Annotated in this window: 28 protein-coding genes; 21 read left to right on the plus strand and 7 right to left on the minus strand. The window is 30.8% G+C overall.

All coding sequences use genetic code 11. The annotated features are described in order from the left end of the window. Positions 1–3 precede the first annotated feature (3 nt). Genes BMY33_RS20380 through BMY33_RS20395 form a run of 4 tightly spaced genes read right to left on the minus strand, consistent with a single transcriptional unit; the run spans position 4 to position 2,986 of the window. The gene (locus BMY33_RS20380; protein ID WP_091411962.1) at positions 4–873 is read right to left on the minus strand and encodes a GRP family sugar transporter; all 870 of its coding nucleotides are present in this window, start codon (positions 871–873) and stop codon (positions 4–6) included. Continuing rightward, positions 870–1,478, minus strand: a complete 609-nt coding sequence (locus BMY33_RS20385; RefSeq protein WP_091411964.1) for an HAD-IA family hydrolase — start codon at positions 1,476–1,478, stop codon at positions 870–872. The genes BMY33_RS20380 and BMY33_RS20385 overlap by 4 nt, the downstream gene beginning before the upstream one ends. After that, positions 1,471–2,520 carry a bifunctional diaminohydroxyphosphoribosylaminopyrimidine deaminase/5-amino-6-(5-phosphoribosylamino)uracil reductase RibD gene (gene ribD / locus BMY33_RS20390; protein WP_244543063.1) on the minus strand — a complete coding sequence of 350 codons (1,050 nt, stop codon included), beginning with the start codon at positions 2,518–2,520 and terminating at the stop codon, positions 1,471–1,473. The genes BMY33_RS20385 and ribD overlap by 8 nt, the downstream gene beginning before the upstream one ends. 4 nt (positions 2,521–2,524) lie before the next feature. Next, positions 2,525–2,986 (minus strand): hypothetical protein, encoded by a 462-nt coding sequence (locus BMY33_RS20395; protein ID WP_139195711.1) that lies wholly within the window; start codon positions 2,984–2,986, stop codon positions 2,525–2,527. 94 nt (positions 2,987–3,080) lie between these two features. Between BMY33_RS20395 and BMY33_RS20400 the strand changes: the two genes are divergently transcribed. The 21 genes from BMY33_RS20400 (at position 3,081) to BMY33_RS20505 (ending at position 23,601) form a co-directional block, all read left to right on the plus strand. After that, positions 3,081–3,566, plus strand: a complete 486-nt coding sequence (locus BMY33_RS20400) for a GNAT family N-acetyltransferase (RefSeq protein ID WP_091411968.1) — start codon at positions 3,081–3,083, stop codon at positions 3,564–3,566. A gap of 2 nt (positions 3,567–3,568) precedes the next feature. After that, positions 3,569–4,447, plus strand: a complete 879-nt coding sequence (prmC, locus tag BMY33_RS20405) for a peptide chain release factor N(5)-glutamine methyltransferase (protein WP_091412170.1) — start codon at positions 3,569–3,571, stop codon at positions 4,445–4,447. Next, entirely contained in the window at positions 4,444–5,034 is a 591-nt protein-coding gene (locus BMY33_RS20410) for an LOG family protein (protein WP_091411969.1), read from the plus strand. The genes prmC and BMY33_RS20410 overlap by 4 nt, the downstream gene beginning before the upstream one ends. A 28-nt stretch (positions 5,035–5,062) precedes the next feature. Then, the gene (gene ligA / locus BMY33_RS20415) at positions 5,063–7,057 is read left to right on the plus strand and encodes an NAD-dependent DNA ligase LigA (RefSeq protein ID WP_091411971.1); all 1,995 of its coding nucleotides are present in this window, start codon (positions 5,063–5,065) and stop codon (positions 7,055–7,057) included. Then, positions 7,057–7,752: a lysoplasmalogenase family protein gene (locus BMY33_RS20420; RefSeq protein WP_091411972.1), complete on the plus strand. Its 696-nt coding sequence runs from the start codon at positions 7,057–7,059 to the stop codon at positions 7,750–7,752. Before ligA ends, BMY33_RS20420 begins: the two co-directional genes overlap by 1 nt. A 101-nt stretch (positions 7,753–7,853) precedes the next feature. Further along, entirely contained in the window at positions 7,854–8,549 is a 696-nt protein-coding gene (locus tag BMY33_RS20425) for a hypothetical protein (RefSeq protein WP_091411974.1), read from the plus strand. 19 nt (positions 8,550–8,568) lie between these two features. After that, positions 8,569–9,264: a hypothetical protein gene (locus BMY33_RS20430; protein ID WP_091411975.1), complete on the plus strand. Its 696-nt coding sequence runs from the start codon at positions 8,569–8,571 to the stop codon at positions 9,262–9,264. Between the two features lie 933 nt (positions 9,265–10,197). After that, positions 10,198–10,722, plus strand: a complete 525-nt coding sequence (locus BMY33_RS20440) for a DUF6913 domain-containing protein (RefSeq protein ID WP_244543064.1) — start codon at positions 10,198–10,200, stop codon at positions 10,720–10,722. A 1-nt stretch (position 10,723) separates the two neighbouring features. Beyond that, complete coding sequence (gene dapA / locus BMY33_RS20445) at positions 10,724–11,602, plus strand: 4-hydroxy-tetrahydrodipicolinate synthase (RefSeq protein WP_091411978.1); 879 nt, start codon at positions 10,724–10,726, stop codon at positions 11,600–11,602. Between the two features lie 6 nt (positions 11,603–11,608). Then, positions 11,609–12,526, plus strand: a complete 918-nt coding sequence (locus tag BMY33_RS20450; RefSeq protein WP_091411980.1) for an ion channel — start codon at positions 11,609–11,611, stop codon at positions 12,524–12,526. Positions 12,527–12,661: 135 nt separating this feature from the next. Beyond that, a complete protein-coding gene (locus BMY33_RS20455) occupies positions 12,662–13,453 on the plus strand; it encodes an outer membrane protein assembly factor BamD (RefSeq protein WP_091411982.1) in 792 nt (263 codons plus the stop codon). A 15-nt stretch (positions 13,454–13,468) separates the two neighbouring features. Continuing rightward, positions 13,469–13,801, plus strand: coding sequence for a DNA-directed RNA polymerase subunit omega (locus BMY33_RS20460; protein WP_091411983.1), 333 nt, complete (start codon positions 13,469–13,471; stop codon positions 13,799–13,801). 2 nt (positions 13,802–13,803) lie between these two features. Continuing rightward, a complete protein-coding gene (coaBC, locus tag BMY33_RS20465) occupies positions 13,804–15,018 on the plus strand; it encodes a bifunctional phosphopantothenoylcysteine decarboxylase/phosphopantothenate--cysteine ligase CoaBC (protein WP_091411985.1) in 1,215 nt (404 codons plus the stop codon). After that, positions 15,011–15,898 (plus strand): type IX secretion system protein PorD, encoded by an 888-nt coding sequence (porD, locus tag BMY33_RS20470; RefSeq protein ID WP_091412174.1) that lies wholly within the window; start codon positions 15,011–15,013, stop codon positions 15,896–15,898. Before coaBC ends, porD begins: the two co-directional genes overlap by 8 nt. Positions 15,899–15,980: 82 nt before the next feature. Next, entirely contained in the window at positions 15,981–17,636 is a 1,656-nt protein-coding gene (gene recN / locus BMY33_RS20475) for a DNA repair protein RecN (RefSeq protein ID WP_091411987.1), read from the plus strand. 83 nt (positions 17,637–17,719) lie between these two features. Continuing rightward, positions 17,720–18,538 (plus strand): enoyl-ACP reductase FabI, encoded by an 819-nt coding sequence (locus BMY33_RS20480; RefSeq protein WP_091411989.1) that lies wholly within the window; start codon positions 17,720–17,722, stop codon positions 18,536–18,538. A gap of 137 nt (positions 18,539–18,675) precedes the next feature. Further along, entirely contained in the window at positions 18,676–19,680 is a 1,005-nt protein-coding gene (locus BMY33_RS20485; protein WP_091411990.1) for a glycosyltransferase family 2 protein, read from the plus strand. Between the two features lie 6 nt (positions 19,681–19,686). After that, on the plus strand, positions 19,687–20,649 hold the full coding sequence (locus tag BMY33_RS20490) for a CdaR family protein (protein ID WP_091411992.1): 963 nt from the start codon (positions 19,687–19,689) through the stop codon (positions 20,647–20,649). Positions 20,650–20,652: 3 nt separating this feature from the next. Next, positions 20,653–21,231, plus strand: a complete 579-nt coding sequence (coaE, locus tag BMY33_RS20495) for a dephospho-CoA kinase (RefSeq protein WP_091411994.1) — start codon at positions 20,653–20,655, stop codon at positions 21,229–21,231. Positions 21,232–21,315: 84 nt separating this feature from the next. Beyond that, entirely contained in the window at positions 21,316–22,884 is a 1,569-nt protein-coding gene (locus BMY33_RS20500) for a sensor histidine kinase (protein WP_091411995.1), read from the plus strand. A gap of 3 nt (positions 22,885–22,887) precedes the next feature. Next, positions 22,888–23,601 carry a response regulator transcription factor gene (locus BMY33_RS20505; protein WP_027393600.1) on the plus strand — a complete coding sequence of 238 codons (714 nt, stop codon included), beginning with the start codon at positions 22,888–22,890 and terminating at the stop codon, positions 23,599–23,601. 28 nt (positions 23,602–23,629) lie between these two features. Here the strand turns inward: BMY33_RS20505 and miaA are convergent, their stop codons facing one another. From miaA to BMY33_RS20520, 3 genes are all read right to left on the minus strand, one after another. Then, complete coding sequence (miaA, locus tag BMY33_RS20510; protein ID WP_091411997.1) at positions 23,630–24,547, minus strand: tRNA (adenosine(37)-N6)-dimethylallyltransferase MiaA; 918 nt, start codon at positions 24,545–24,547, stop codon at positions 23,630–23,632. Continuing rightward, on the minus strand, positions 24,540–25,304 hold the full coding sequence (locus BMY33_RS20515) for an ion transporter (protein ID WP_091412176.1): 765 nt from the start codon (positions 25,302–25,304) through the stop codon (positions 24,540–24,542). The genes miaA and BMY33_RS20515 overlap by 8 nt, the downstream gene beginning before the upstream one ends. 169 nt (positions 25,305–25,473) lie before the next feature. Further along, positions 25,474–26,862, minus strand: a complete 1,389-nt coding sequence (locus BMY33_RS20520; protein WP_091412179.1) for an exonuclease domain-containing protein — start codon at positions 26,860–26,862, stop codon at positions 25,474–25,476. Positions 26,863–26,894: the final 32 nt, after the last annotated feature.

A 26,894-nucleotide genomic window follows, 5' to 3' on the forward strand; every position in this document is an offset into this window, starting at 1 on the left:
TTGTTAAATGGAAAAAGTAACTAATAAAATACTTATTACTGCAAGTATAATCCCTATCCAGTTTTTTGGAATTAATTTTTCTTTGAAAAAGAAAATTCCTGCAAACGTAGATACTAGTAAAATGGCAACATTGTTAATTATAAAAGTAGTGGAGCTATCCATACTTGGGTTTCGTAATGCTTGAATTAAAAAATATATTGAAAAGTAATTAGGTATACCTAAACAAATTCCTGCTATAATATTTTTAATCGATATTTTTAATTTAGTGGTAATCGCTTTGTAGATTAATATAAGAATACCTATAACAGCTGCAAAGCCAAAAATAGAAGAAGAAAAAATAGCTGTATCTATTTCTGATACATAATTTTTTTCCATAAACTTTAGACTGGTGTCTATGATTCCACTTCCTATAAAGACTAAAAACGGGTAAATTAAATTTTCTTTTTTAATAGAGATCCCTTCAGTTGTTTTTACAGAGGTCATATAAACGGCAACTAAAGCTAGTGTAATTCCTATAATCTTTATGATTCCAGTACTTTCTTTATAGATCATTATTCCAAATATAACAGGAATAGCAACGCTCATTTTAGTTGCTACAGCTGCTACAGATATTCCGTTTTTTTGTGTAGTAATCGCCATTAAATTAAAAATTAATATAAAAATTAACCCTAAGGCAATGGTTCCGTAAAACCAATCATATTTTGCTATAGTTACTATGTTTATTGGTTTAGAATATGCAATTAACCCGGATAATGAGGCAACAATATAATTTATGATGATGGCCTGTAATGTGTCTACATTATATTTAGAAAATAGTTTAAAGGTTATCAAAATCCAACTAGAGGCCAGTATACTAAGTAAAAGATATATCAAAACAAATTAGATTTTATGGTAAATAGATTGGTGATATCTTCCTTCTTTGGATCATTGTTCCAGATATTAATACCTAATTCTTGCGCAGTGTTTGTATTAACAAAGGTATCGTCAATAAAAAGAGTTTCTACAGGGTTTAATTGGTGATTGTCTAAAACGAAGCGAAAGATATCATGATTAGGTTTTCTTAAATTGATTTCGTGAGAAAGGTAAAAAAAGTTAAAACAAGATTTGAAATTATTATAAAATGGAACATTTTCTTTGATCCAGTCTATGTGCAGTTCATTTGTATTGCTAAGTAGAATCAATAGATATGTTTTATTCTCTGATAGTTTTTGAATAAACTTTAATCGATGTTTTGGAAAATCTTTTAAAATAGAATTCCAAGCATCGATTATTTTTTTCTCGGAAACATCAGGAAGTAATTTTTGGTAATAATTAATAAAATCTATTGTTGTGATTTTTCCAGTCTCATAGGATTCATTTATATATTCCAGATCTTCTGTTATGGAAGGTAAACCAAGTTTTAAAAGTTCTTTTTCTGTTGCATGTTTATCTAGATTTATAAAGACATCACCAAAATCAAAAATAATAGTTTTAATCATTATGGTATATTTTTAAGGTGTCGTCGATAATTTTTTTCTCAGAAACTGATTTAGATTCAAGTATAGGAGCTTTTATTCCTTTTTTAAAATTATTAATTCCTGTAAATACTCTTGCTTCATCCCATAATTTTTCTGCTATGAATGATTGAATAGTATAACTACCTCCTTCAATTATTACAGATTGAATTTCATGATTATGAAGGATGTTGCAAATTTGTTTAGGAACACTGTTTTCAGGATTAATCATTTCATATTTTAAAAACTCCTGTATATTTTTTTCTTTATAATCATTGGCTGTGATTACTATTGTTTTTACGGTTTTATCTAAAATTGAAGAATCTTTTGGGATTTTATCATAAAGATCAATTAAAATTCTAATCGGATTGGCACCAGACCAATCTCTAATAGTAAGCTTTGGATTGTCTTTAATTACTGTTTTATTTCCCACCAAGATTGCTTGTTCTTCTGCTCTCCATTTATGAACAAGTTGTCTGGAATAAGAATTTGTGATCCAAACAGGTGTTCTTTCAGTTGTTTTTTCTGGAGCAATAAACCCATCTGCTGTTTGCGCCCATTTCAGAATGATATAGGGCCGTCTTTTATTGTGAAATGTAAAAAAACGTTTATGATGCTTTCTGCATTCATCTTTCAAAATGCCAAGAGTTACATTGCATCCAGCATTTTTTAGTTTTTCGATACCTTTTCCAGAAACTTTACTGTGAGTATCTATTGTCCCTATAATTACGTTTGGTATTTTATGTCGTATAATAAGATCACTACAAGGAGGTGTTTTTCCGAAATGAGAACAAGGTTCTAAGGTTACATAAAGAGAAGATTTTTTTAGTAATGAAATGTCTTTCACTGATCGTATTGCATTCACTTCAGCGTGATTACCGCCATACGGACTAGTGTAGCCTTCCCCAATAATCATATTATTATGGACAATAACACATCCAACCATAGGATTTGGTCTCGCATTGCCTAATGCATTTTTTCCAATTTGAATGCAGCGTTTTATGTATTTTTCGTGTAATGTACTCACATGATTATTTTAAACTTACTTCTTGTTCTTTATCAATCTTGTATGGATAAGAAAAATTGCCATAATGATATCGGATGTTTCCTTCATAACGAATAAGAAGCGAATCTGTTTGAACCATTTTTAGTACACTATTTAGAAGATTGTTTTTGTTTTCTTTATAGATCTTAGAAAGAGAAAATGTTCCTTCTAAAGGAATGGTGAATTCTTTTCTAGAAGGGACGTCAAATTCTTTAGAAGATATAGTGCCAACATCTATGTTATCAACAAAAACGTTAATGTCATCTACAGAAAGTTTCCCGTTTAAGTTATTAGGGTTGTTAAAAACAGCATCTGCTTGTATCGTTATATTGCGCATACTGACATTTTTAACATCGATATTCGTAACATATTTAAACTCGGGTTTTTTAGATACAGAACAGCCGAAAATAGTTAAAAATATTGTTGATAATAATAAAAGCTTCTTCATTGATTACTGTATAGATTTCTTGTATATTTCATCTAAATAAAAAGATGATAGTCATTAGTTTTTAGATTAACAAAAGTAGTATTTAATTATTATAATGAGTACGATAAAAATTCGTTCAGTTGCTCCAGAAGACAATAAGGCTTTGGCTCAGGTGATTAGAGATGTTTTGATCGAAATGGGAGTTCCTAAGGTGGGAACAGCTTATGAGGATGAGGCATTAGATATAATGTATGAGACCTATGATGTTCCGCGAAAAAGATATTTTGTTGTAGAGGAAGATGGTAAGATTATTGGTGGAGCTGGAATAGCTCAATTAGAAAAGGAAGACTCCGAAATATGTGAGCTTCAAAAAATGTATTTTCTTCCAGAGGCAAGAGGAAAAGGCTTAGGTTCTCAAATGATGAGTACTTGTCTTAATTTTGCAAAGGAACAAGGATTCACAAAATGTTATTTAGAAACAATGCCTTACATGAAAGAAGCAAGAAAATTATACGGTAGAGTAGGTTTTAAAGCTTTAGATAAACCAATGGGGGATACCGGACATTATAGTTGTCAGGCTTGGATGATAAAAGATTTATAGGTTTGAAAATCAAAGATCTTAGGGAGGATTTTATAAGCTCTTTATCGGAATTATATGAAGTAGAAGAAGTACATTCTTTTTTTTATATGCTTTTGGATAGTTATTTAGGTATGAGACGTGTGGATATTGCTTTAGCTTTAGACAATGTTGTGGATGAGAAAACGATGTCTTGTTTCGCTATAGCAAAAAAGAGACTGCAGAATCAAGATCCAATTCAGTATATTTTAGGAGATACAGAGTTTTATGGATTGGTATTTAGAGTTAATAAGAATGTTTTAATCCCTCGACCAGAAACGGAAGAATTGGTAGATTGGATTGTAAAGGAACAGAACAATATAAATGGAACTCGAAAATTAAAAATTCTAGATATAGGCACTGGTAGCGGTTGTATAGCAATTTCTTTGGCTAAAAACATACCAAATTCTGATGTATATGCTATTGATGTTTCAGAAGAAGCATTAGAGATTGCTAAGTCAAATGCAGTGGATAATAATGTTAAAGTGAATTTTATAAACGCAGATGTACTGCAGTTGGATGGTTTGGGGAATAATTTTGATGTTATAGTTTCAAATCCTCCGTATGTTCGAGAACTCGAAAAAAAAGAAATACAACCTAATGTGTTGGAAAATGAACCTCATTTAGCCCTTTTTGTATCAGATCAAAACCCCTTAATTTTTTATAAAAAAATCGCTGAACTAGCAAAAAACAGTCTGATTTCAGGTGGTTTGTTATATTTTGAGATTAATCAATATCTTGGAACAGAAACCCAGGTTATGCTTAAAAAAGAGGGATATGAGTTTGTTGATCTCCGTAAAGATTTATACGGAAATGAACGAATGATACAGGCGGGTTTAATCAGAAAAAATAAAAACGATCTATGAATAATTTAACTTCTATTTGTGTCTTCTGTGGAAGTAGTGAAGGGAATGATACTCAAGTTGTGCAGCAAGCGTTACAATTAGGACAAAAACTAGCTCAACAGAATATTGCACTAGTGTATGGTGCTGCCAAAATTGGTATTATGGGCAAAGTAGCTGAAGGGGCAATTGCTAATAAAGGTAAAGTAGTTGGTGTTATTCCAGACTTTCTTAAGTTAAAAGAAGTTGTTCATCTTGGGTTGACTGAATTGATAACTACTGATAATATGCATGAGCGTAAAATGAAAATGCATAAACTTAGTGATGGATTTATTACATTACCTGGAGGTTTTGGAACATTAGAAGAATTATTTGAAATTATTACTTGGTCTCAGCTAGGTTTGCATCAAAAACCAATAGGTCTTTTGAATATTAATGGTTTTTATGATCATTTATTACAAATGTTAGAGAATATGGTTCGAAGTGGTTTTCTGAAACAGGATAATTATGAGTTATTGATTGTAGAAGATGATATTGATCGCTTATTACAAAAAATGAAAGAATTTGAACCTGTTCAGGTACCAAAATGGTTAAAACCGGATAGAACATAAAATAAAGTAAAATACTGATAGCAGCATAATGAATACAGAGCAGCAAATCAATAAAATAAGAGAAGAACTAAGACAGCATAACTATAGTTATTACGTGCTTGACGCGGCGACTATAAGTGATTATGAATTTGATATGAAGCTAAAAGAGCTTCAGGAGATGGAAGAAAAACATCCTGAATTTTATGATCCTAATTCTCCAACATTAAGAGTTGGGGGAGAGGTTACCAAGAATTTTAGTACAGTAGTTCATGACCAACGAATGTATTCATTGGATAATTCTTATTCTAAGGAAGATTTATTGGATTGGGAGACTAGAATTAAGAAGTTGGTAGATGGTGATGTAAATTACACCTGCGAACTAAAATATGATGGGGCTTCCATTAGTTTAACCTATGAAAATGGAGAATTAATTAGAGCTGTAACTAGGGGTGATGGAATTCAGGGAGATGATGTTACTACTAATGTTAAGACTATTAAGTCAGTGCCATTAAAATTGAAAGGTGATTATCCTGCTAAGTTTGATATAAGAGGAGAGATCGTATTGCCTTATGAGGGTTTTGCAAAAATGAATCAAGAACGTATTTCTGCAGGAGAAGAGCCTTATGCTAATCCTAGAAATACTGCTTCTGGTAGTTTAAAACTTCAAGACAGTAGTGAAACAGCTAAGCGTCCATTAGATTGTTTGTTATATAATCTTTCAGGAGATCGATTAGGTATTTCTTCACAGTATGAAAGCTTAGATAAAGCTAGACAATGGGGGTTTAAGGTGCCTCAAGAATCTCGTTTAGTTAATTCTATAGATGGAGTTTTGGAATTTATAAATCTCTGGGATGAAAAAAGAAGAGATTTGCCTTACGAGACCGATGGTGTTGTAATTAAAGTGAATAACCTCCAGCAACAAGAAGAATTAGGGTTTACATCCAAAGCACCGAGATGGGCTATGGCGTATAAATTTAAAGCAGAACAGGCTATAACTAAGCTTAACGAGATAACGTATCAAGTTGGTAGAACCGGAGCAATTACACCTGTAGCTAATTTATCACCTGTTCAATTAGCGGGAACTACTGTAAAAAGAGCTTCATTGCATAATGCAGATCAAATTCAGAAATTGGATATAAGAGAAAATGACACTGTGTTTGTAGAAAAAGGAGGTGAGATCATTCCAAAAATAGTTAGTGTTGATTTTACTAAAAGAGATGACAATTCAGTTGCTACTCAGTATATATCATCTTGTCCAGAATGTGATACAGAATTAATAAGAAAAGAAGGTGAAGCGCAACACTATTGTCCCAATGTTTATGGTTGTCCACCTCAGATTATAGGTAGAATACAACATTACATTTCTCGTAAAGCTCTTGATATAGAGGGATTGGGAGGTGAAACAGTAGCTCTTTTAGTAAAAGAAGGTTTGATTACTAACTATGCTGATTTATATGAGTTAAAAAAAGAACAAGTCATCCCTTTAGAAAGAATGGCGGAGAAAAGCGCAGATAATTTAATCGAAGGGATTTTGAAATCTAAAGAAATTCCTTTTGAAAGAGTTCTGTTTGGTTTAGGGATTAGATATGTTGGGGAGACTGTAGCAAAAAAATTGGCTAAACATTATAAGTCGATAGATGCTATTATGGCTGCGACAGAAGAGGAATTAGTAAATGTAGATGAAATAGGAATTAAAATTGCGCAAAGTGTACAAGAGTTTTTTAGTGCAGATGCCAATAGAGTTTTAATAGAAAGGCTTTTGGGGTATGGTGTTCAATTGCAAATTTCTGCGGATAAACTGGCAAATCAAACTGAAACTTTAAAAGGTCAAACTTTTGTGGTTTCTGGTGTATTTGAAAAAGTATCTCGTAATGAACTTAAAAAGTTAATAGAGGATAATGGTGGTAAGGTTTCTAGTTCGATCTCTTCAAAGACTTCATATGTAGTGGCTGGAGCGAATATGGGGCCAAGTAAACTAGAAAAAGCAAATAAGCTAGAAATTGTCATCATAAGTGAAGATGATTTTCTAAACTTAATCGAATAATGAAAATAAGAACCCTCATAAAAATATTGTTACTGATTACTGGTGGTTTGTGTGTTTTGAGTACAATACTACAAAACCCTGCTATTGAATTGTATTCTAAACCAATGACAGTGCCTTTGTTTTTTATGTTGTATTGGTTTAATGTGAAAAAGGTAGATACCTTGTTTGTAATAGTGCTGTTTCTATGTTTTATGGGAGACATATTTTTATTGACTGGTATAGAGAACGGTTTTCGGTATGTTTTGTTAAGTTACACCTTGTGTTATTTTATTCTTTTTTACTTCTTGTTTAAAAACCATAAACCTTTAGATTATGGTAAAATAGATTTAATTTATCTGGGTGTTTTTTTTATAGTTTGGACTATTATTGTTTACGAAATTTATGCTGTTACTAATGAGGCAATGGGGGATATAAGGCCTTTTGGAATCGTTTATATAATCATTCTGTATTTTTTGTTAATTGGTGCAGTATTTCAGTATGTAAATATAAGATCACCTAAATCTCTCTGGTTTGCTATTGCTGTTCTAAATTTTATAATCAGTGATACCTGTTTCGCATTAGATAAGTTTTATGTTCCTTCTTTAGAGCTTAAGATTATTAATTCTATATATCAACTGTTAGCTGTGTTTTTCTTAGTGAAGTTTAAAATTTCTAGTGCCAACTCTTTGAAAATTAAAACACAGCAATTCGTGTAGTTTTAATCATTTGATTGAAATTTAGTATATTAACAAAAGGAAAAATTGTTTAATATAGTGTGTAAAAGGGAATTATCCCTAGTTTATACCGTTTAAATCGAATGAATGAGGGAAAATTACTAAAATTTATAATTTCTTTTTTGGTTTTGTTACAGGTTTTGGGATTTGTGTTTCAGGTCTCTTCGTTGTATAAGATTAGTGTTCCATTATTATTTATAGCAATTGCTTCTAAGTATATATTGGAAAGTAAAAAAATAAAACCAATAAATATTCTTGTGCTGTTTTTGTTTTTTGCTTCAGAGTTAACGCAATCAATAAGTGGAATAATATCAATAAAACATCGAATGCTTATCAGTATAGTTGGATATCTAATGTTGTTTTATTTTCTGTATAATAATCATAAGTCTTTTAGATACAATCGTAGAGATGTCTTTACTTTAGTCTTAGGAAGTTCATTATATACAGTTATTTTTTTTATTACATATTCTGTTATTCGAGAACCAATGCAAGATTTAAATGTAATAGGTTTTGTTCATTTATTATTATTATATGTTTTACTCATCGTAGGAGCAATGCACTATATAAACATAAGGTCAGAAAAATCATTGTGGTTTTTTCTGGCAATGTTAAATTTTTCATTTAGTGATTTTATTTTGTTGATTGATGAGTTTTATCTTCAATCTATGGAGTTAAAAGCTATTCGGTTGATTTGTGAACCTTTGGCGCTTATTTTTTTAGTGAATTATATGATTACTAAATACGAATATTTAAAATCCGAAGAATTTGAAGGTTTTTAGTAAGTAAACAACATTGTAATTGGATAAAACAAAATTAGCATATAAGTTATTATATATTTCTGGAGCTATATTATTGCTTACATCTATCTTTAATGAACCTTTGTTGGTTTATTCTAAGACTCTAGTGATTTTTTCGATTTCTTTTTTTTACTTCGTCAAAGTAAAAAGGGTAAATTACCTGGTAATAGTAGCTTTGCTTTTGGTTTTAGCGGCAGAGGTTTTATCTGTAATAGACTTTAAAAAATATTTTAGGATAATTAATATTCTTATGTCATTTTATTATTGTCTTAATATGATGCTTCTGTGGAAAAGTTTAAAAAAAGTCAAAATACAATTTAAAAGAATTTTTACGGCCCAATTGGCTATTACTATGGGGTTGATTACATATGTCGTTTATTCTGTAGCGGATATGATTTCGCTTAATGTAGGCGAAGATCAATTGTATCTTAATATTCTAATTATCTTATTTATATTTTTTATAGGTTTTTGTTACTATATATATCTAAACAGTAAAACAGTTGTTAGTTCGTCTCTAATGATAGCGGCATCTTGTTTTCTAATTGTGAATATTCTAACGATACTTAATAAGATGTACGTGTATCTGGATATATTTGTTGTTATCACAAATGTTTTGCAATTATTCGGACATTACTTTTTGGTGAAGTTTTTTGTAGAACAAGAAGACTTAAAGCCAGATGATGTAGAGTTTTTTTAATTTAATCGTTGATAATTAGTATTTTAAATGCATATTAAGATTGACTAAAAACTTTTGAAGACATTGAGATTTGTTAAGTTATCATACGCATTATTCTATTTTTCTTATATAGTCGTTATTATTGTAGCTTTGTTTTTCGACAGAATTCACCTGATATATGTAAAGCCATTAGTTCCAATTTCTCTCATATTTATATATGTAATCAATAGTAAGTCTGTGAATTTTTTTTTCATTATAAGCATGATAGTTATTGCTGTTAATGATACATTGGTTTATATTGATTTTGATAAATATTTTGACATAGTGGGGCTTCTTATTGTATCATTTTATTTAATAAATGTATTTTTATTGAGAAATTATATTTCTTTAAAAGATATTAAATTCAAGGAATTTGTTTCTTTTCCTATCATTATAAGCTTTGTTTTGATATCATATCTTATTTTTTCAGTGTCTCAGTTAGTAATTCCTGTTCTTGTAGATTCAATTTTTACTTTTTTCATGATTCTTTTGGTGCTTCTTTTTTTTGTTGGCACTTGTTTTTTTATCTATATAATAGATAAGTATAAAGGTAATTTTAAACTTTTTGTGTCTGCTAGTTGTTGTTTGTTTGTAAATGCTTTGTTGTTAATAAGTCATTTTTACTATTATGCTAGAGAATTTACGATACTTGCAAACTTAGCTGAGATTGCTGGGTTGTATTTTTTCTTGAAATTTTTAATTGATGCAAGGTTGATAGATGAGGATGATAGGAAGATTAATTATTTAAAGGATGTCTAAGGATGTGATGCAATCTAATAATAAAACAGATCTAGAACTATTGTTAATTATATAACTAAAAGTTAAATTATTTGGTTTTTTTCTATTTTTCTTATGCTCTTCTACATGATTTTAAGATGTAAAATGGCTACATTTGTCACTTAATCTTTTTTATAAATGATTTTAAAGGGTCTTAAGCGAAATGCACTAAAAAAAAGCATTGAATCTCATATCAAGACTAGAAAATCTCGAGCAAAAGAGGTTTCTAGTATCAAAAGTTTAGCAGTTCTAATTGATGCTTCTCAATCTGTTAATGTTTTGTCATTAGTTAAATTAGCTAATGAACTAGGGGTTAAGTCTGATAGGTTAAAAGTAATGGGGTATAAAGAAGATCAGAAAGAAATTTCTGATGATAAAGATGCTGCATATTATAATGATAAGAGTTTTGGTGTTGGTGGTGCTATTAAAAGTAATTCTTTAAAAGATTTTATAAATGAGGATTATGATGTTTTGATTAATTTTTATTCGGAAAGCAAACAAGAACTTGATTATATAGCAGCGGCTTCTAAGGCTAAATTTAAAGTTGGTTTTGCAGAAATAGATAACCGTATCAATGATTTGGTTATTGGTTCTTCTGATCAAAACACAAATCTTTTTATTTCCGAACTAAAAAAATATTTAAAAATTTTACAGATTATATAATATGAGTGCTTTTCTGAAAGGAACTGGTGTCGCATTAGCTACGCCTTTTAAAAATGATGGTTCAATTGATTTTGATGGAGTTGAGTCTTTAGTTGAATTTTGTGTTAACGGTGGAGTAGAGTACTTGGTTGTTTTAGGTACTACTGCAGAATCGGTTACATTATCTAAAGAAGAAAAAAAGAGTTTAGTTGAGCATATTGTTGCAGTTAATGATAAGAGATTGCCTTTAGTGATCGGTATAGGAGGAAATAATACTGCTGCGATACTTCAGGAAATTGAAAACACAGAGTTGTCTGCTTTTGATGCAATATTATCAGTTGTTCCGATGTATAATAGACCTAGTCAAGAAGGTATTTATCAGCATTTCAAGATTATTAATGATCAATCACCGTTACCGGTTTTATTGTATAATGTTCCTTCTAGAACAGGGACCAATATGACGGCAGAAACTACTTTGAAATTAGCGCAGTTAGATAAGATAGTGGGAATCAAAGAAGCGACAGGAGATTTTACGCAAGTATTAAAAATTCTAAAAGATCGCCCAAAGGATTTTCTTGTTATTTCGGGAGATGATGCTTTAGCTTTGCCTGCAGTAGTTGCTGGAGGAGATGGTGTTATCAGTGTCATAGGTCAAGGATTTCCTGAAGAGTTTTCTAAAATGATTCGTTTTGGACTTTCTGGAGAAACAAAACAAGCATTCGAGATTTTATATAAGTTATTACCGATTTTAGACTATGCTTTTGAGGAAGGAAACCCTGCTGGAATCAAGAATATTTTAAAAAACAAAGGTGTTTGTGGTGATCATTTACGCTTGCCTTTAATTTCAGTTTCTACTAGTTTAGCGAATAAAATAAAAGATTATATAAAGAATAACGAGTAAGCTTTTATGGCTAAGAAAATAAAAGACCCTGGTATTGGTCTTTCGTCTAATAAAAGAGCGAAACGATTTATTAATAAAGATGGTTCTTTTAATATTAAGCACGTTAATAGGCGTACATCAATTTCTAGGAGTTACAACTATTTGATAAGTATATCTTGGTTTAAGTTCTTTTGTTGGGTGTTTTTAGGCTATGTTTTTATAAATTCCTTGTTTGCAATTATCTATGTGACAGTCGGAATCTCTGCAATAACAGTTCCAACCGGCAGTATTGTTGGAGATTTTATGAAAGCATTCTTTTTTTCTGCTCAAACAGTTACTACAGTGGGATATGGTGCAATGGCACCGAAAGGAATTGTTTTTGGGGTTATTTCTTCTATTGAAGCTTTAATAGGGTTGTTAAGTTTCTCCTTTATTACAGGATTGCTGTATGGAAGGTTTTCTAAACCTAAATCCAGTATTAGATTTAGTAATATAATGGTTTTGAGAGAGCATAACGATGTGGATTGTATCATGTTTAGATTGATGAGTAGAAGTACCAACGTTATGATTCGTCCAAAAGTTGAAGTCACTTTAGCATTATCTCAAAAAACCAAGGATAAAAAATATGTGAACAATTTTTACAATTTAAAATTGGAAAGGAATGAAATTACGTATTTACCAACAACTTGGACTGTAGTTCATCCAATTAATGAATCAAGCCCTTTGTCAGAATTTAAGAAAAAAGATTTACCTCAGCTACATGGAGAGATTTTAATATTAGTAACTTATTATGATGAATCTTTTGCGCAAGAAGTTCATCAGGTTCATTCTTATATGTTGCATAATCTAAAAATTGATGAAGCTTTTATTTCAGCATTTCATTATGATGAAGATGGATTTACTATTTTGGATCATGATAAAATTGGTAAAACAAAATCCTTATAATAAAAGAATTAAATAGTTGTATTTTTTTCTTTTTTCTTTTGCAACAACTCCTACTTTTTTTAGTTATTTAATAGATGAATTAAAGTTTTTGTAATACGGCAGAAATATCTATTTTTGCCAGATGTTTTTTAAGATATGAAGAGATTTTTGTTTTTGCTGATTTTAGTGATAGCTTTTGGTTCCTGTAGTGAGTATCAAAAAGTACTCAAAGCAGAAGAAGTTGGACCTAAGTATAAATTAGCGGAAAAGTTATATAAAGAAGGGAAATATAAAAAAGCATTGCGTCTTTTTGAACAGATTGTACCTCAGTTTAGAGGGAAGCCTCAAGCAGAAAGAGTAATGTATTATTATTCTGATACTTATTATAATTTGGAGGATTATTATCTAGCAGGTTATCAATTCGAAAGATTTGCTAAATCTTATCCTAACAGTGATAAAAGAGAAGAAGCTGCGTATAAAGGAGCTAAAAGTTATTATTCCTTATCGCCAAGATATAGTTTGGATCAAACCGAAACTGATGAAGCTTTAGAGAAACTACAAGCGTATATTAATACTTTTCCGGAGAGTGAAAACCTTGAGGAAGCAAATAAATTAGTAGCAGAACTAAGAAACAAAAAAGAGAAAAAAGCTTTTGAAATAGCAAAACGCTATCATCATAGAGAAAATTATAAGGTAGCGATAAAAGCCTTTGATAATTATTTAATAGATTACCCTGGCTCTACTTTTAGAGAAAAAGCACTATATTACAAGCTAGAATCTCAATATTTATTAGCAATAGGTAGTTATGATGTTTTAGTAAAGGAAAGACTAGAAACAGCTAATGCTTTTTATAATAATTATAATAAATATTATAAAGAAGGAGAATTTACTGCTGATGCAGAAGAAATATCAGAAGATATAAAGACAAGATTAGAACAATATAAATAGAAAATTTAGGAGAAGATGGATTTGAAAAAAAGTAATGCACCTGTAAATACTACTACAATTGATAAAAATTTAGTAGATCAACCTACAGGTAATATTTATGAGGCGATTTCTGTAATATCTAAAAGAGCCAATCAAATTAATACCGATATAAAGAAGGAGCTTTTAGAAAAATTAGATGAATTTGCTACTTATAATGATAGTTTAGAAGAAATCTTCGAAAACAAAGAGCAGATAGAAGTTTCTAAATTTTATGAAAGATTACCAAAACCTCACTCTCTTGCAGCGCAAGAATGGTTAGACGGTAAAATATACTTCAGAAATACAAAGACAGATTCTGAATCTATATAAGTATGTCATCAATATTAGGCGGTAAAAAAATTCTTATAGGTGTTACCGCTGGTATTGCTGCTTATAAAACAGCTTCATTGGTGCGTCTTTTTATTAAATCAGGCGCACAAGTAAAGGTTGTAATGACTCCTGCAGCAAAAGATTTCGTAACGCCACTGACACTTTCTACATTATCAAAAAATCCAGTACATTCATCTTTTTATGATGATGAAGACGAGAATGCGGAATGGAATAACCACGTAGAATTAGGGTTGTGGGCGGATATCATGCTTATAGCACCAGCAACAGCAAATACTTTATCTAAGATGTCAAATGGAGGTAGTAATAACCTGCTTTTGGCAACATATCTATCAGCAAAATGCCCTGTGTATTTTGCTCCAGCAATGGATTTAGATATGTACAATCATCCTTCTACACACGAAACATTCAAAAAGCTTCAGTCTTTTGGTAATATAATGATTCCTGCCGAGTCAGGAGAGTTAGCAAGTGGATTAGTGGGGCAAGGTAGAATGGCGGAACCTTCTACTATAGTTAGGTTTATAGAGGATGATATTTTAGGAAAACTACCTTTAAAAGGACAAAAAGTTTTAATAACGGCAGGTCCAACGTATGAGGCGATTGATCCTGTTCGTTTTATTGGAAATCATTCGAGCGGAAGAATGGGAATAGAACTGGCAACTACAGCGGCTAATCTTGGAGCTGAAGTTTCACTAATTCTGGGCCCTTCTTCACTTAAAGTTTCTCATGATTTTATTAACGTAATACCAGTTGTAAGTGCTGCCTCTATGTACGAAGCAGTCACTAAAGAATTTGATAACTGTAATATAGCCATTGCTTCTGCTGCGGTTGCTGATTATAGGCCTAAGAATGTGTCTGATCAGAAAATTAAAAAATCTGATAGTAGTTTTTCTATTGAATTAGAACGTACAACAGATATCCTTAAATGGATGGGTTCTGTTAAGAAAGAACAGTTTTTAGTAGGGTTTGCTTTAGAAACAGAGAACGAAGAACAAAATGCAAAAGGTAAGTTAGAAAAGAAGAATTTAGATTTAATTGTGCTTAATTCTCTTAATGATAAAGGAGCTGGTTTTAAGGGGCAAACTAATAAAGTAACACTGATTAATCATAAATTAGAAATTAAAGCGTTTGAATTAAAAACCAAAGCTGAGGTTGCACAGGATATTTTTAATGAAATCAATGAACAACGTAATGCATAAAATTTTTCTATTTGTTATACTGTTATTCGGTATTGTTCTTAATGCTCAAGAGTTTAATGCTACAGTAGTTGTTAATGCTGAGCAAACTGGTAACCCGAATTTACAGGTTTATAAGACGTTAGAAAGATCTGTTACAGAGTTTATTAATAATACAAAATGGACTGAATTAGATTATCGAACTGAGGAACGAATTGATTGTAGTTTTTTTATAACTATTAATGGAAATAATAATGATAGTTTTAATGCTACAGTTCAAGTTCAGGCTTCAAGACCAGTATATGGTTCTAATTACAAAACTACTATATTGAATATTAATGATAAGCAATTTAATTTTCAATACTTGGAATTTCAACCTTTAAATTATAATCCTAATAATTTTGAATCGAATCTTATTTCTGTAGTTTCTTTTTACTTATATACTATATTAGGAGTCGATGCAGATTCTTTTGAGTTAAATTCCGGAACAGAGTATTATCAGGAAGCTAAAAATATCGTAGGAAATGCTCAAGGAAGTAATACAATTGGTTGGAATGGGCAAGATGGTCCACAAACAAGATTTAGATTAAATGATGATTTGTTGTCAGGTACTTTTGACGGATACAGATCAGCATTATATTCCTATCATAGAGATGGACTTGATATTATGAGCAATGATCTTAAGAAAGGTAAAGAATCCGTTTTAGAATCAATGAAAACACTGGAAGGGTTACATCGAACTAGACCTAATTCTTATATAATGAGAGTGTTCTTTGATGCAAAAGCAGATGAAGTAGCAAAAATCCTTTCTGGAGGACCTTCTCTTAATATTGCTGAGACTATGTCAATACTTAGTAGAATAGCTCCAACATATGCAAATAATTGGGCAGAGATAAAACTTTAAGTTTTTCTTTTTGAAATTGAAATCTTTTTAAAACTATAGTATCTTTACTTCCTTTTAATAAACAATAAAATATTATTATCCTTTGTTAAGAAGTCTTTCGATAAAAAACTTCGCTTTAATTGAACAGCTACAGGTTTCTTTTGATTCCGGTTTGATTACGATTACAGGAGAAACTGGAGCAGGTAAGTCATTACTTTTAGGTGCCTTAGGACTTTTGTTAGGAAAAAGAGCGGATCTAACTAGTATTAAAGATAACTCCCTAAAATGTAGTATAGAAGGTGTTTTTGATATAGAGAAATATAACCTTAGGACGTTTTTCGAAGAAGAAGATTTAGATTATGAATCGGAAACTATTATAAGAAGAGAGATTCTTCCGTCTGGTAAATCAAGAGCTTTTATTAATGATACGCCTGTTACGTTAAATTCTTTAAATAAGCTAGGAGTTCGGTTAATTGATATTCATAGTCAACATCAAACATTGGAAGTAACTACTAATGATTTTCAGTTTAATGTACTAGATGCATTATCAGATTCTAGTAGAGAAATAGAGTCTTATAAACGTGGATTGTCGTTATTGAAAATTAAGGAAAAAGAAGAAAAAGAATTAGTCGATAGCCAACATGAATTAACTAGAGAACATGATTATAATACTTTTTTATTAAATGAGTTAGAAGAGGCAAAGCTTAAACCAGGTGAGTTGTCTGAGTTAGAAGAAAGTTATGAAACCTTAAATAATATTGAAGAAATACAAGAGCGCTTATCCTCTTCCATTTCATTGGTTTCTTCAGAAGAAGTTGGAGTTTCAGATCTTTTAAATACGATAAAAACTAGTCTTTCTAAAGTGGCACCGTTTTCTAGTAGTTTAAAAGAGTTGTCGGATAGAATTCAAAGTATTTCCATTGAATTAGAGGATATAAATGATTCTTTACAGAATGAATTAGAGAGTCTAGATGCGGATCCTACTAAATTAGAAGAAATTGGTCAACGATTGCAGATAATACATAATCTACAAACAAAACATGCTGTTTCTTCAATAGAAGAATTAATTAAAATAAGAGAAGATTTACAGGAAAAAGTAGCAAAAACAGAATCACTTTCCGATACTATAGAACATGTAAGAAAAGATATTGCAAAGACAAAAGCACAGTTAGATGCAGTTGCTATTAAGATTCATAATAAGAGAGTAAAAGCGCTACCGAAATTAATATCAGAATTAGAAGGTATTTTAAATGCTTTGGGTATGCCTAATGCTACTTTTAAAACAGCTTTAACTTTACAAGAAAAATATCTTTCTAATGGTAAGGAAGTTCTGGAGTTCCTGTTTTCTGCCAATAAAGGTGGTGTTTATGGAGAACTAAAGAAAGTAGCTTCAGGAGGAGAATTGTCAAGAATTATGATAGCTATAAAAGGAATACTTTCTAGATATACACAATTACCAACAATAATTTTTGATGAAATAGATACCGGTGTTTCTGGAGAAATTGCTCATAAAATGGCTGATTTGATGATGACTATGAGTAAAAATCTTCAGGTTTTTAGTATTACTCATTTACCTCAAATAGCGGCAAATGGACAGAGTCAATATAAAGTCTATAAAGAGGACGTAAATGACACAACAGTTACTAGACTTAGATTATTAAATGAAGAAGATAGAATTCGTGAAATTGCGGAAATGATAGGCGGTAAAGATATTTCTGATTCAGCTTTAACTCATGCAAAATCATTGTTGCATAATTAAACTAAAGTTTACTTAGCATAGTTTAGATTTAGGTCGTTTTGTTATCTTTACCATTCATAAATCATTTTATAATTTAGTATTAAATGTCTTACAATTTATTAAAAGGTAAAAGAGGGATAATTTTTGGAGCACTTGATGAAAATTCAATCGCTTGGAAAACAGCAGAACGTGTTTTTGAAGAAGGCGGGACCTTTGTACTTACAAATGCTCCAGTCGCTATGCGTATGGGAGCTATTAAGGAGCTAGCAGAGAAAACAAACTCTCAAATTATACCAGCAGATGCTACTTCATTAGAAGATTTAGAAAATCTTGTAGAGAAGTCCACAGAGATTTTAGGAGGTAAATTGGATTTTGTTTTACACTCTATCGGAATGTCAGTTAATGTTAGAAAAGGTCGTCATTACACAGATCTAAATTATGACTGGAGTGAAAAAGGATGGGATGTATCTGCATTGTCATTTCATAAAACAATGCAAACATTGTATAAAAAGGAAGCAATGAATGAGTGGGGTAGTATTGTAGCACTTACTTATATAGCTGCTCAGCGAGTTTTTCCCGATTATAATGATATGGCTGATAATAAAGCGTATTTAGAATCTATTGCACGAAGTTTCGGTTATTTCTTTGGTAGAGATAAAAAAGTTAGAGTGAACACAATTTCACAATCACCGACTCCAACTACAGCAGGAAAAGGAGTAAAGGGATTCGATGGCTTTATAGAATATGCAGATAAAATGTCACCACTAGGTAATGCTTCAGCAGATGAATGTGCTGACTATACAATTACGTTGTTTTCTGATTTAACGAAGAAGGTAACATTACAGAATTTATATCACGATGGAGGGTTTTCTAATATGGGAGTAAGTCAGATGGTGATGGAGAAATTTGTAGATGAAGAATAGAGGTTATTTAACCTAGATATAACAAAAAGCTTAATTCTTAATGAATCAAGCTTTTTTTAATTTCAGTTTGTTTTTTTAGAACCTAAAATCCTAATTTCTATATATAATAGGATGTTTTGTTTACTTACCTTTGCCTAATGAATATTTCCTTTTCTTTTATTATACCAGTATATAATAGACCTAATGAAATAGATGAGTTACTTAGTAGTATGATTGCATTAGACTATGATCATGCATATGAAGTGGTGATTATAGAAGATGGTTCTTCGGAAACTTCTGAAGAAGTAATTAAATCCTACAGTAATCAATTACAAATTAGTTACTATCAAAAAACAAATACAGGTCCTGGTGATTCCCGTAACTTTGGGATGCGTAAAGCTAAAGGGAATTATTTTCTTATATTGGATAGTGATGTGATTTTGCCAAAGAACTATTTGAGTAAAGTAGATGATTTTTTATCTCAGAATTACGTACATTGTTTTGGAGGTCCTGACGACGCTCATAAAAACTTTTCGAATTTACAGAAAGCAATAAGTTTTAGCATGACTTCTTATCTAACTACTGGGGGTATTAGAGGTAAAAAGAATACGCTAGGAAAGTTTCAACCTAGAAGCTTTAATATGGGGATATCTAAAGAAGCTTTTGAAACTTCACAGGGTTTTGGTAATATTCATCCGGGAGAAGATCCAGATCTTACGATCAGGCTTTGGAAACTGGGATATGAGACCGCTCTTATACCTGATGCAAAAGTGTTTCATAAGAGAAGGATTTCATGGAATAAATTTTATATTCAGGTTAATAAATTTGGATTAGTAAGGCCAATTTTAAATCTATGGCATCCCGAAACTTCTAAAATAACATATTGGTTTCCTACATTATTTGTTGTCTATTCTGTGTTTTCACTTATTATGACTTTGGTAGGGTACTGGTACTTTATTGCATTTTGGATCTTATATTTTGTAATTATTTTCGTGAATGCTACGATAAATTACAAAAATTTTTCTATTGGTATTCAGTCAGTTGTAGCAGTATGGATTCAATTTTATGGTTATGGAAAAGGATTCCTAAAATCTTATTATTATATTCATATATTGAAAAAAGTTCCTGAACAGAAATTTAAGAAGCTATTTTTTTCAAAGTAATATCTTATGCCTAAAACTAAATTAAATAGATTTTCTTTAAAAAGGAACAATGTCAAAACATTCCTGTTTTTTTTGGGATTCACTTCTGTTTTGTGGCTTTTTATACAATTTTCTAAGAATTATACACAGGAGGTAGAAGTAGATATTCAATATGTAAATATTCCACAGGATAGAATTTTAAATGAAGAAAGCGATCAAACATTAAAGTTAACGCTTAATGGTAATGGCTTTAGATTAATAAATCATACTTGGAGCAAGCCTACACTAGAATTAGATATTGCAAACGCAACAGAAACGGAAACGAGTGATTATTATTATTTCTATGTGGATAAAGCAAATCAATCTTTAAAAAATAAATTAAATTTTAAAGGCAGGATACTTTCTGCACAGAAGGATACACTAAAAGTTAAACTAGATGTTAATTTGGAAAAGAAAATTCCAATAAGGATATCTAAAAAGTTATTATACGCTCCAGGTTATGGAAGTGATAAGGGTGTTGTTATTTCTCCGGATTCAATTACTATTAGTGGTCCAAAAAGAATAATAGATACTATTAATTATGTAGTAACAGAAAACCTAAAGTTAGAAGGTTTAAATAAGAATTATAATACAACGTTATCTATTAAGATTGATAGTTTACCTCCTACAATAGGAGTGGTTCCGATGGAGATAGAAGCAAACATTGCAGTTAGTAAATTTACAGAAGGAAGTCAAGAAATACCAATTACATTAATGAATATTCCTGATGGTAAAGAAGTTAAAATATTCCCTAAAGAAGTAAAAGTTGTATATCGAGTTGGTTTGGATAAATATAATGAGATTAGTTTAAGAGATTTTAAAGTAATAGCTGACTATAATAAGGTTTCTTCAGATAGTCCGTTTTTAATATTAGAATTGGTTGATATGCCTATATCTATTCACGATGTTCGATTACAAGATAAACAAGTTCAATTTGTGATTTTAAATTAGATTATGCTAGTAATAGGGCTAACAGGGGGTATAGGAAGTGGGAAATCAACAGTGGCAAAGATGTTTGCTGACCTCGGAGTCCCAATTTATATTGCTGATGATGAAGCTAAAAAATTGATGCACGATGATCTTAGTGTTAAGAACCAAATAATAGAGCTACTAGGAGTTGAGTCCTATATTGAGGAAGAACTAAATCGACCATTTATTGCTGATAAAGTGTTTAATAATAAAGAACTTTTAGAAAAGCTTAATAGTATTGTGCACCCGGCTGTAGCTGATCATTTTGTGAAGTGGAAAAATAAACAGAAATCAGAGTATGTTATAAAAGAAGCAGCAATATTGTTTGAAAATGGCGGATACCAACAATGCGATTTTACAATCTTAGTAACAGCTCCTGAAGAAACAAGAATTAAAAGGGTTTTAAAACGCGATAATACTACAAAATCGCAAGTTCTTGCACGTCTTAAAAACCAGTGGAAAGATTCAAAAAAGATTCCATTGGCAAATTTCGTGATAATTAATACGAAATTAGAAGAAACTTGGCTTCAAGTTAAAAAAATCCATAATAAAGTTATCCTTTAATTGTGTTATTTTCCTAATCTTTCATTTTGTTAACATTTGGTTAAACCCTAAAGTAGCTAAATGTTAAAGTCTTACTTTTGACCTATGAATAAAAGGTTATTCGCATTGCTGATCCTATTGATGAGTTTGTCTTTAATTGGGATTATTTTTGTTCAGGGATATTGGATACAGAATACAGTAGAGAATAATAGAGAACAATTTTCTTTTAATGCTAAGCAAATATTGATCTCTGTTTCTAATAAGATTGAGTATAGGGAGTTTGAGGAAATGTATTATCCTTTACAGGAGATTTTAGATAGTATAAAACAGCCGGATAACAAAACGATACAACAGCTCTTAAACATAGGTTTTGATAAAGGATCGTTTGCTTTTGGTGATGGTGTTTTAGAAGAAGATTCTAAACTATTTTCTTCTTTTATCGACTTTAATATAGATACAGTAAGGCTGAAGGATATATTGAATAGGAATGCTGAATTGATAGATGATGAGAAAGAAAAATATCAGACAAGACATAGGTCTAAGTCAAAGTTAGATAGATTGAGTACGCTCACTGATCTGCAGAGAAGGGATTATGAAATAGTGATAGATCAACTGGCGAACTTTATTCCGATTCATCGAAGGGTGAAGAAGGAAGAGGTTAAAAGATTGCTTAAAAAAGAATTAGCTGAGCGCGACATGAAGGTGGATTTTGAGTATGCTATATACAGTAATGCATTAGCTACAAAAGTACGTTCTGATGATTTTAGTGCAAATGAAAGTGATGGAAATACCTTTGCGGTACCTCTATTTGTAAATAATGAAGATGGTTCAAGTCTGTATCAATTATATGTGAATTTTACAGGTAAGAATAGATATATATTATCGACTATAAAAGGAATGGCGATTTTGTCAATTATTTTTACGTTAGTAATTGTAGTAGCATATTCAAGTGCGTTATCTCAACTTTTACAGCAAAGACAAATATCGCAGATAAAGACTGATTTTATAAATAATATGACTCATGAGCTTAAAACGCCTATAGCAACAATTAATCTAGCATTAGATGCAATTAAAAATCCGAAAATTGCAGATGATGAAGATAAGCGTAAGAGATATATGAAAATGATTCGTGAGGAAAATAAGAGAATGTTGACGCAGGTAGAGAATGTTTTACGAATATCACAATTAGAAAAGAACGAATTAAATATAAAGAAAGAACCACTTGAATTACATGATATTATCGAAGATGCAATTACACATGTATCTTTAATAGTTGAGAATAGAGAAGGTTATATAAAGACACATTTAGGAGCATTAAAATCTTCTATTTTGGCGAATGATAGTCATATGACCAATGTAGTGGTGAATGTTTTAGATAATGCAATTAAGTATTCCGAAGGAGCACCGAAGATTGATATCTATACAGAGAATGTAAAAAACAGTATTGTTCTTAAAATACGAGATCAAGGAGTTGGAATGAGTAAAGTGGCTCAGAAAAAAATCTTTGAGAAATTCTTTAGAGAACATACAGGTGACCTTCATAATGTAAAAGGTCACGGACTTGGATTAACCTATGTAAAACGAATTATAGATGACCATCATGGTCAAATATGGGTGGAGAGCGAACGGGGAAAAGGCTCCACATTTATAACTAAATTACCGTTAATATCTTAAAATATGGAAACAGAAAACAAAAAGATTTTGCTTGTAGAAGATGATCCTAATTTTGGAACAGTACTAAAGGATTACCTTGTAATGAATGATTATGATGTCGTACATGCTAAAAATGGTATGGAAGGCTTCGAAAAGTTTAAAAAGGATGATTACGATATGTGTATCCTTGATGTAATGATGCCTTATAAGGATGGTTTTACATTAGCAAAAGAGATTAGAGATAAGAATGAAGAAGTTCCTATCATTTTCTTAACAGCAAAAGCTATGAAAGAAGATGTATTAAAGGGATACAAAGTTGGAGCTGATGATTATTTAAATAAGCCGTTTGATAGCGAGGTCTTATTGATGAAAATACAAGCGATCATGCAACGCAAAAGTACAGAGTCTGTTGCAGATAGTAAGCAATTTGAATTTAAAATAGGAGGATTCCATTTAAATTCAAAACTAAGGTTTTTAACTTTTAGAGAAGAGGATCCTATAAAATTATCTCCTAAAGAGAATGAATTACTACGTTTGTTAGCATTGCATCTTAATGATTTGATGCCAAGGGAACTAGCGCTTACTAAGATATGGAGAGATGATAATTATTTTACATCTCGAAGTATGGATGTATATATCGCTAAACTTAGAAAGTATTTAAAGAAAGATGAAAATGTGGAAATTTTAAATATCCACGGAGAAGGATTCAGACTTGTTGTACGTAGTGATGAATCTTAGATAACGGTAATATTATATTATAAAATCGCTACAAGCCCTGCTCTGTGGCGATTTTTTTTATATATGATAATATATCATCAAAATTATATAGATAATCAAACCATTTTATTTCCTGATCTTTTCTGAACCAAGTTAACTGTCTTTTAGCAAAACGTCTGGTGTTTTTTTTGATTTCGGATATAGCAAAATCCAATTCAGAATTACCATTCATATATTCAAATATTTCTTTATACCCTACAGTGTTTAATGCATTTAAAGATGTATAAGGATATAGACTTTTTACTTCTTCAAGTAGTCCTTCGTCAACCATTATATCAACTCTTTGGTTTATTCTATTATATATGGTTTGTCTTTCAGCGGTAATACCAATTTTAATAATATTGAAAGGTCTTTTTTTAGCAGTTTTAGTAATAAATGAAGAATAAGGCTTTCCACTACTAATACAAATCTCTAATGCTCTCATTACTCGATGCGTATTGTTAACATCTACTTTTTCATAATAGGAAGGATCTAATAGTTTTAGCTTTTGTTGTAAACTTTCGATTCCTTCATCATTGTATTCTTTTTTCAATGTTTCTCTAACATCATTAGTAACTTCGGGAAAACTATCTAAGCCCTTCGTTACGGCATCTACATATAGTCCAGATCCACCTACCAAAATAGCATATTCATTTTTGTTAAAAAGCTCCGTTAGTTTATCTAAAGCATCTTTTTCAAAATCTCCTACAGAATACTTTTCGTGTATACTTTTGTGTTGTATGAAATGATGTTTTGCTTGTTGTAGCTCATCAATATTAGGAACTGCTGTCCCGATATGCATTTCTTTATAAAACTGTCTGCTATCCGCAGAAACGATTTCACAATTAAGATTTTGAGCTAGTTTAATACTTAAACTTGTTTTTCCTATGGCTGTTGGGCCAACAACTACAATTAAGGTTTTAGTCATTGAATAAGGTATGTCCGCAGTTATGACAGAATTTAGCCCCATCTTGATGCTTGCTGGCATTACAATTAGAGCAGGATTGTGAATTTATATTAACTATAGCTGCTTTTTGACTCGCTGAATATTCGGCACTAACAATACCAGTAGGAACCGCAATAATTCCATACCCCATAATCATAATAAGTGCCGCAAGAAGTTGACCAACAGGTGTGACAGGTGCAATATCACCATAGCCAACTGTTGTTAATGTTACAATACACCAGTAGACGCTTATTGGAATACTCTTAAATCCACTTTCTTCACCCTCAATAATATACATCAAAGTTCCTGTAATGATACAGACAACAACAACAGCAAATAAAAACACTAAGATTTTGGCCCTACTATCTTTAATTGCTTTTGCCAACTTATTAGATTCTCCAATATATCTTGAGATTTTTAATATTCTAAATATTCGCAATAACCTTAGAGCACGTACCGTAAGTAAAGCACTAGAGCCAATAAAAAAGAAAGACAAGTATAAAGGGATGGTTGATAAAAAATCAATAATACCATAAAAACTAAAGATATATTTAGCAGGTTTTTTTATAGAAATAATTCTTGCTATATATTCAAATGTAAAAAATATCGTAATGATCCATTCTGAGTAATACAAAAAGTCATAGGTCTTTTCAGACAATCCTTTGACACTTTCCATCATCACGAAAATGATACTCAGAAGAATAAGTATTAAAAGAACTACATCAAATATTCTACCCATAGGGGTATCAGCCTCATAGATGACTTCGTGTAATTTTTGTTTCCAGTTTCTGGTTTGTAATTTCTGATTCAAAATTGATTGTTTTAACTAAAGTACTAAAAAAATATCTAGTTTTTTTATTGTTAATATCGTGCTGATTTTAATGCTATTAGATTTTAATGAAGAAATGTTACTCAGTAGAATTTATTTTATTTTTATCTAATAATACAGTTTTTAACCTTTTATGTTGTCTTACATAACTTTGGATAATATGTTGAGCATCTCGATTATGGTGCATAGGAGTTATAATAGATCTTAAGATATCAATATTATTTATCTGATGGTTTAGATTGAAATAGCCGATGCCAATAAATTTACCTTCTTCGATTAGTATTACGCTTTGCTCATCAATATCTCGACCACGATCAATTATCATCATGCTCTTATCTTCAAAAGAATTGACAGTTATAAGTTCTTCGACTTTGATATTATAATCTTCGGTTGATTCTTCTAAGATACAAGCACCATTACATTTCTCAATACCATAATTAAAACAATTTCCCTTACTATTATCTAGATCCATTAATCTAAGACATAGTTTGAATTCTTCGGTCCAACGATGCATGAATGACTTGGCTTGCTGCCTATTGGTAAATGTGGTAATACTTTTCTTATTTTTATCTACTTTTTTTACTACTAAATTTTTATACCCGTTTTTATCAGTGAATTGATATAATGCGTGATCAAATTTACTTCTTTTTAAAGCTCGATTATACTTCGGTCTATTAAGTTTGATTTCTTCATTTTCCTTTAAAAGGGCAAGTAATTCACTTCCGGTAATCTCGTAAGTTACATTACTTACTTCATCTTGGATATTTTTAGACTTTCTATTATCGTTCGTAAAATGTTGTGTAACTCGTTTTTTAATATTTTTACTTTTCCCTATGTATATAATAGTTCCATCTTCACGATGCATGTAATAAACTCCCGTTGAAGAGGGGACACTTTCTATAAGTTTAAGCAGTTTATCGTCGACCTTTTTTTTGGTTTCTAATTTAACTGTTTCTTTAAGAATGTTTTTTTCTACGTCTTTTGATAATAATAGTTTAAAAAGTTTTACCGTAGCCTGTGCATCACCATTAGCTCTATGTCTATCAGAAATTGCAATACCAAGACTACGAACTAGTTTTCCTAAACTGTATGATTTTTGATCCGGAATGAGTTTTTGAGATAATTCTACTGTACAGAGTGATTGACGTTCAAAATCAAAACTAAGTCTTTTAAACTCTGTTTTAAGAATTCTATAATCAAAAGACGCATTATGAGCGACAATAATACAATCTGTAGTTATTTCAACAATTCTTTTAGCGACCTCATAAAATTTAGGAGCGCTTCTAAGCATTTTATTGTTTATTCCTGTGAGGTTAACAACAAAGGGCTGGATAGGTCTTTCTGGATTGATCAAACTGATAAATTGATCAACAACTTTATGTCCGTCAAACTTGTAGATTGCAATTTCCGTAATTCCTTCTTCATTATACTTTCCTCCGGTAGTCTCTATATCTAAAATTGCATACATCATAGGTTTCTGTGGGGTAGTCTTAATAAATT

It is taken from the genome of Aquimarina amphilecti, assembly GCF_900109375.1.
Lineage (GTDB): Bacteria > Bacteroidota > Bacteroidia > Flavobacteriales > Flavobacteriaceae > Aquimarina > Aquimarina amphilecti.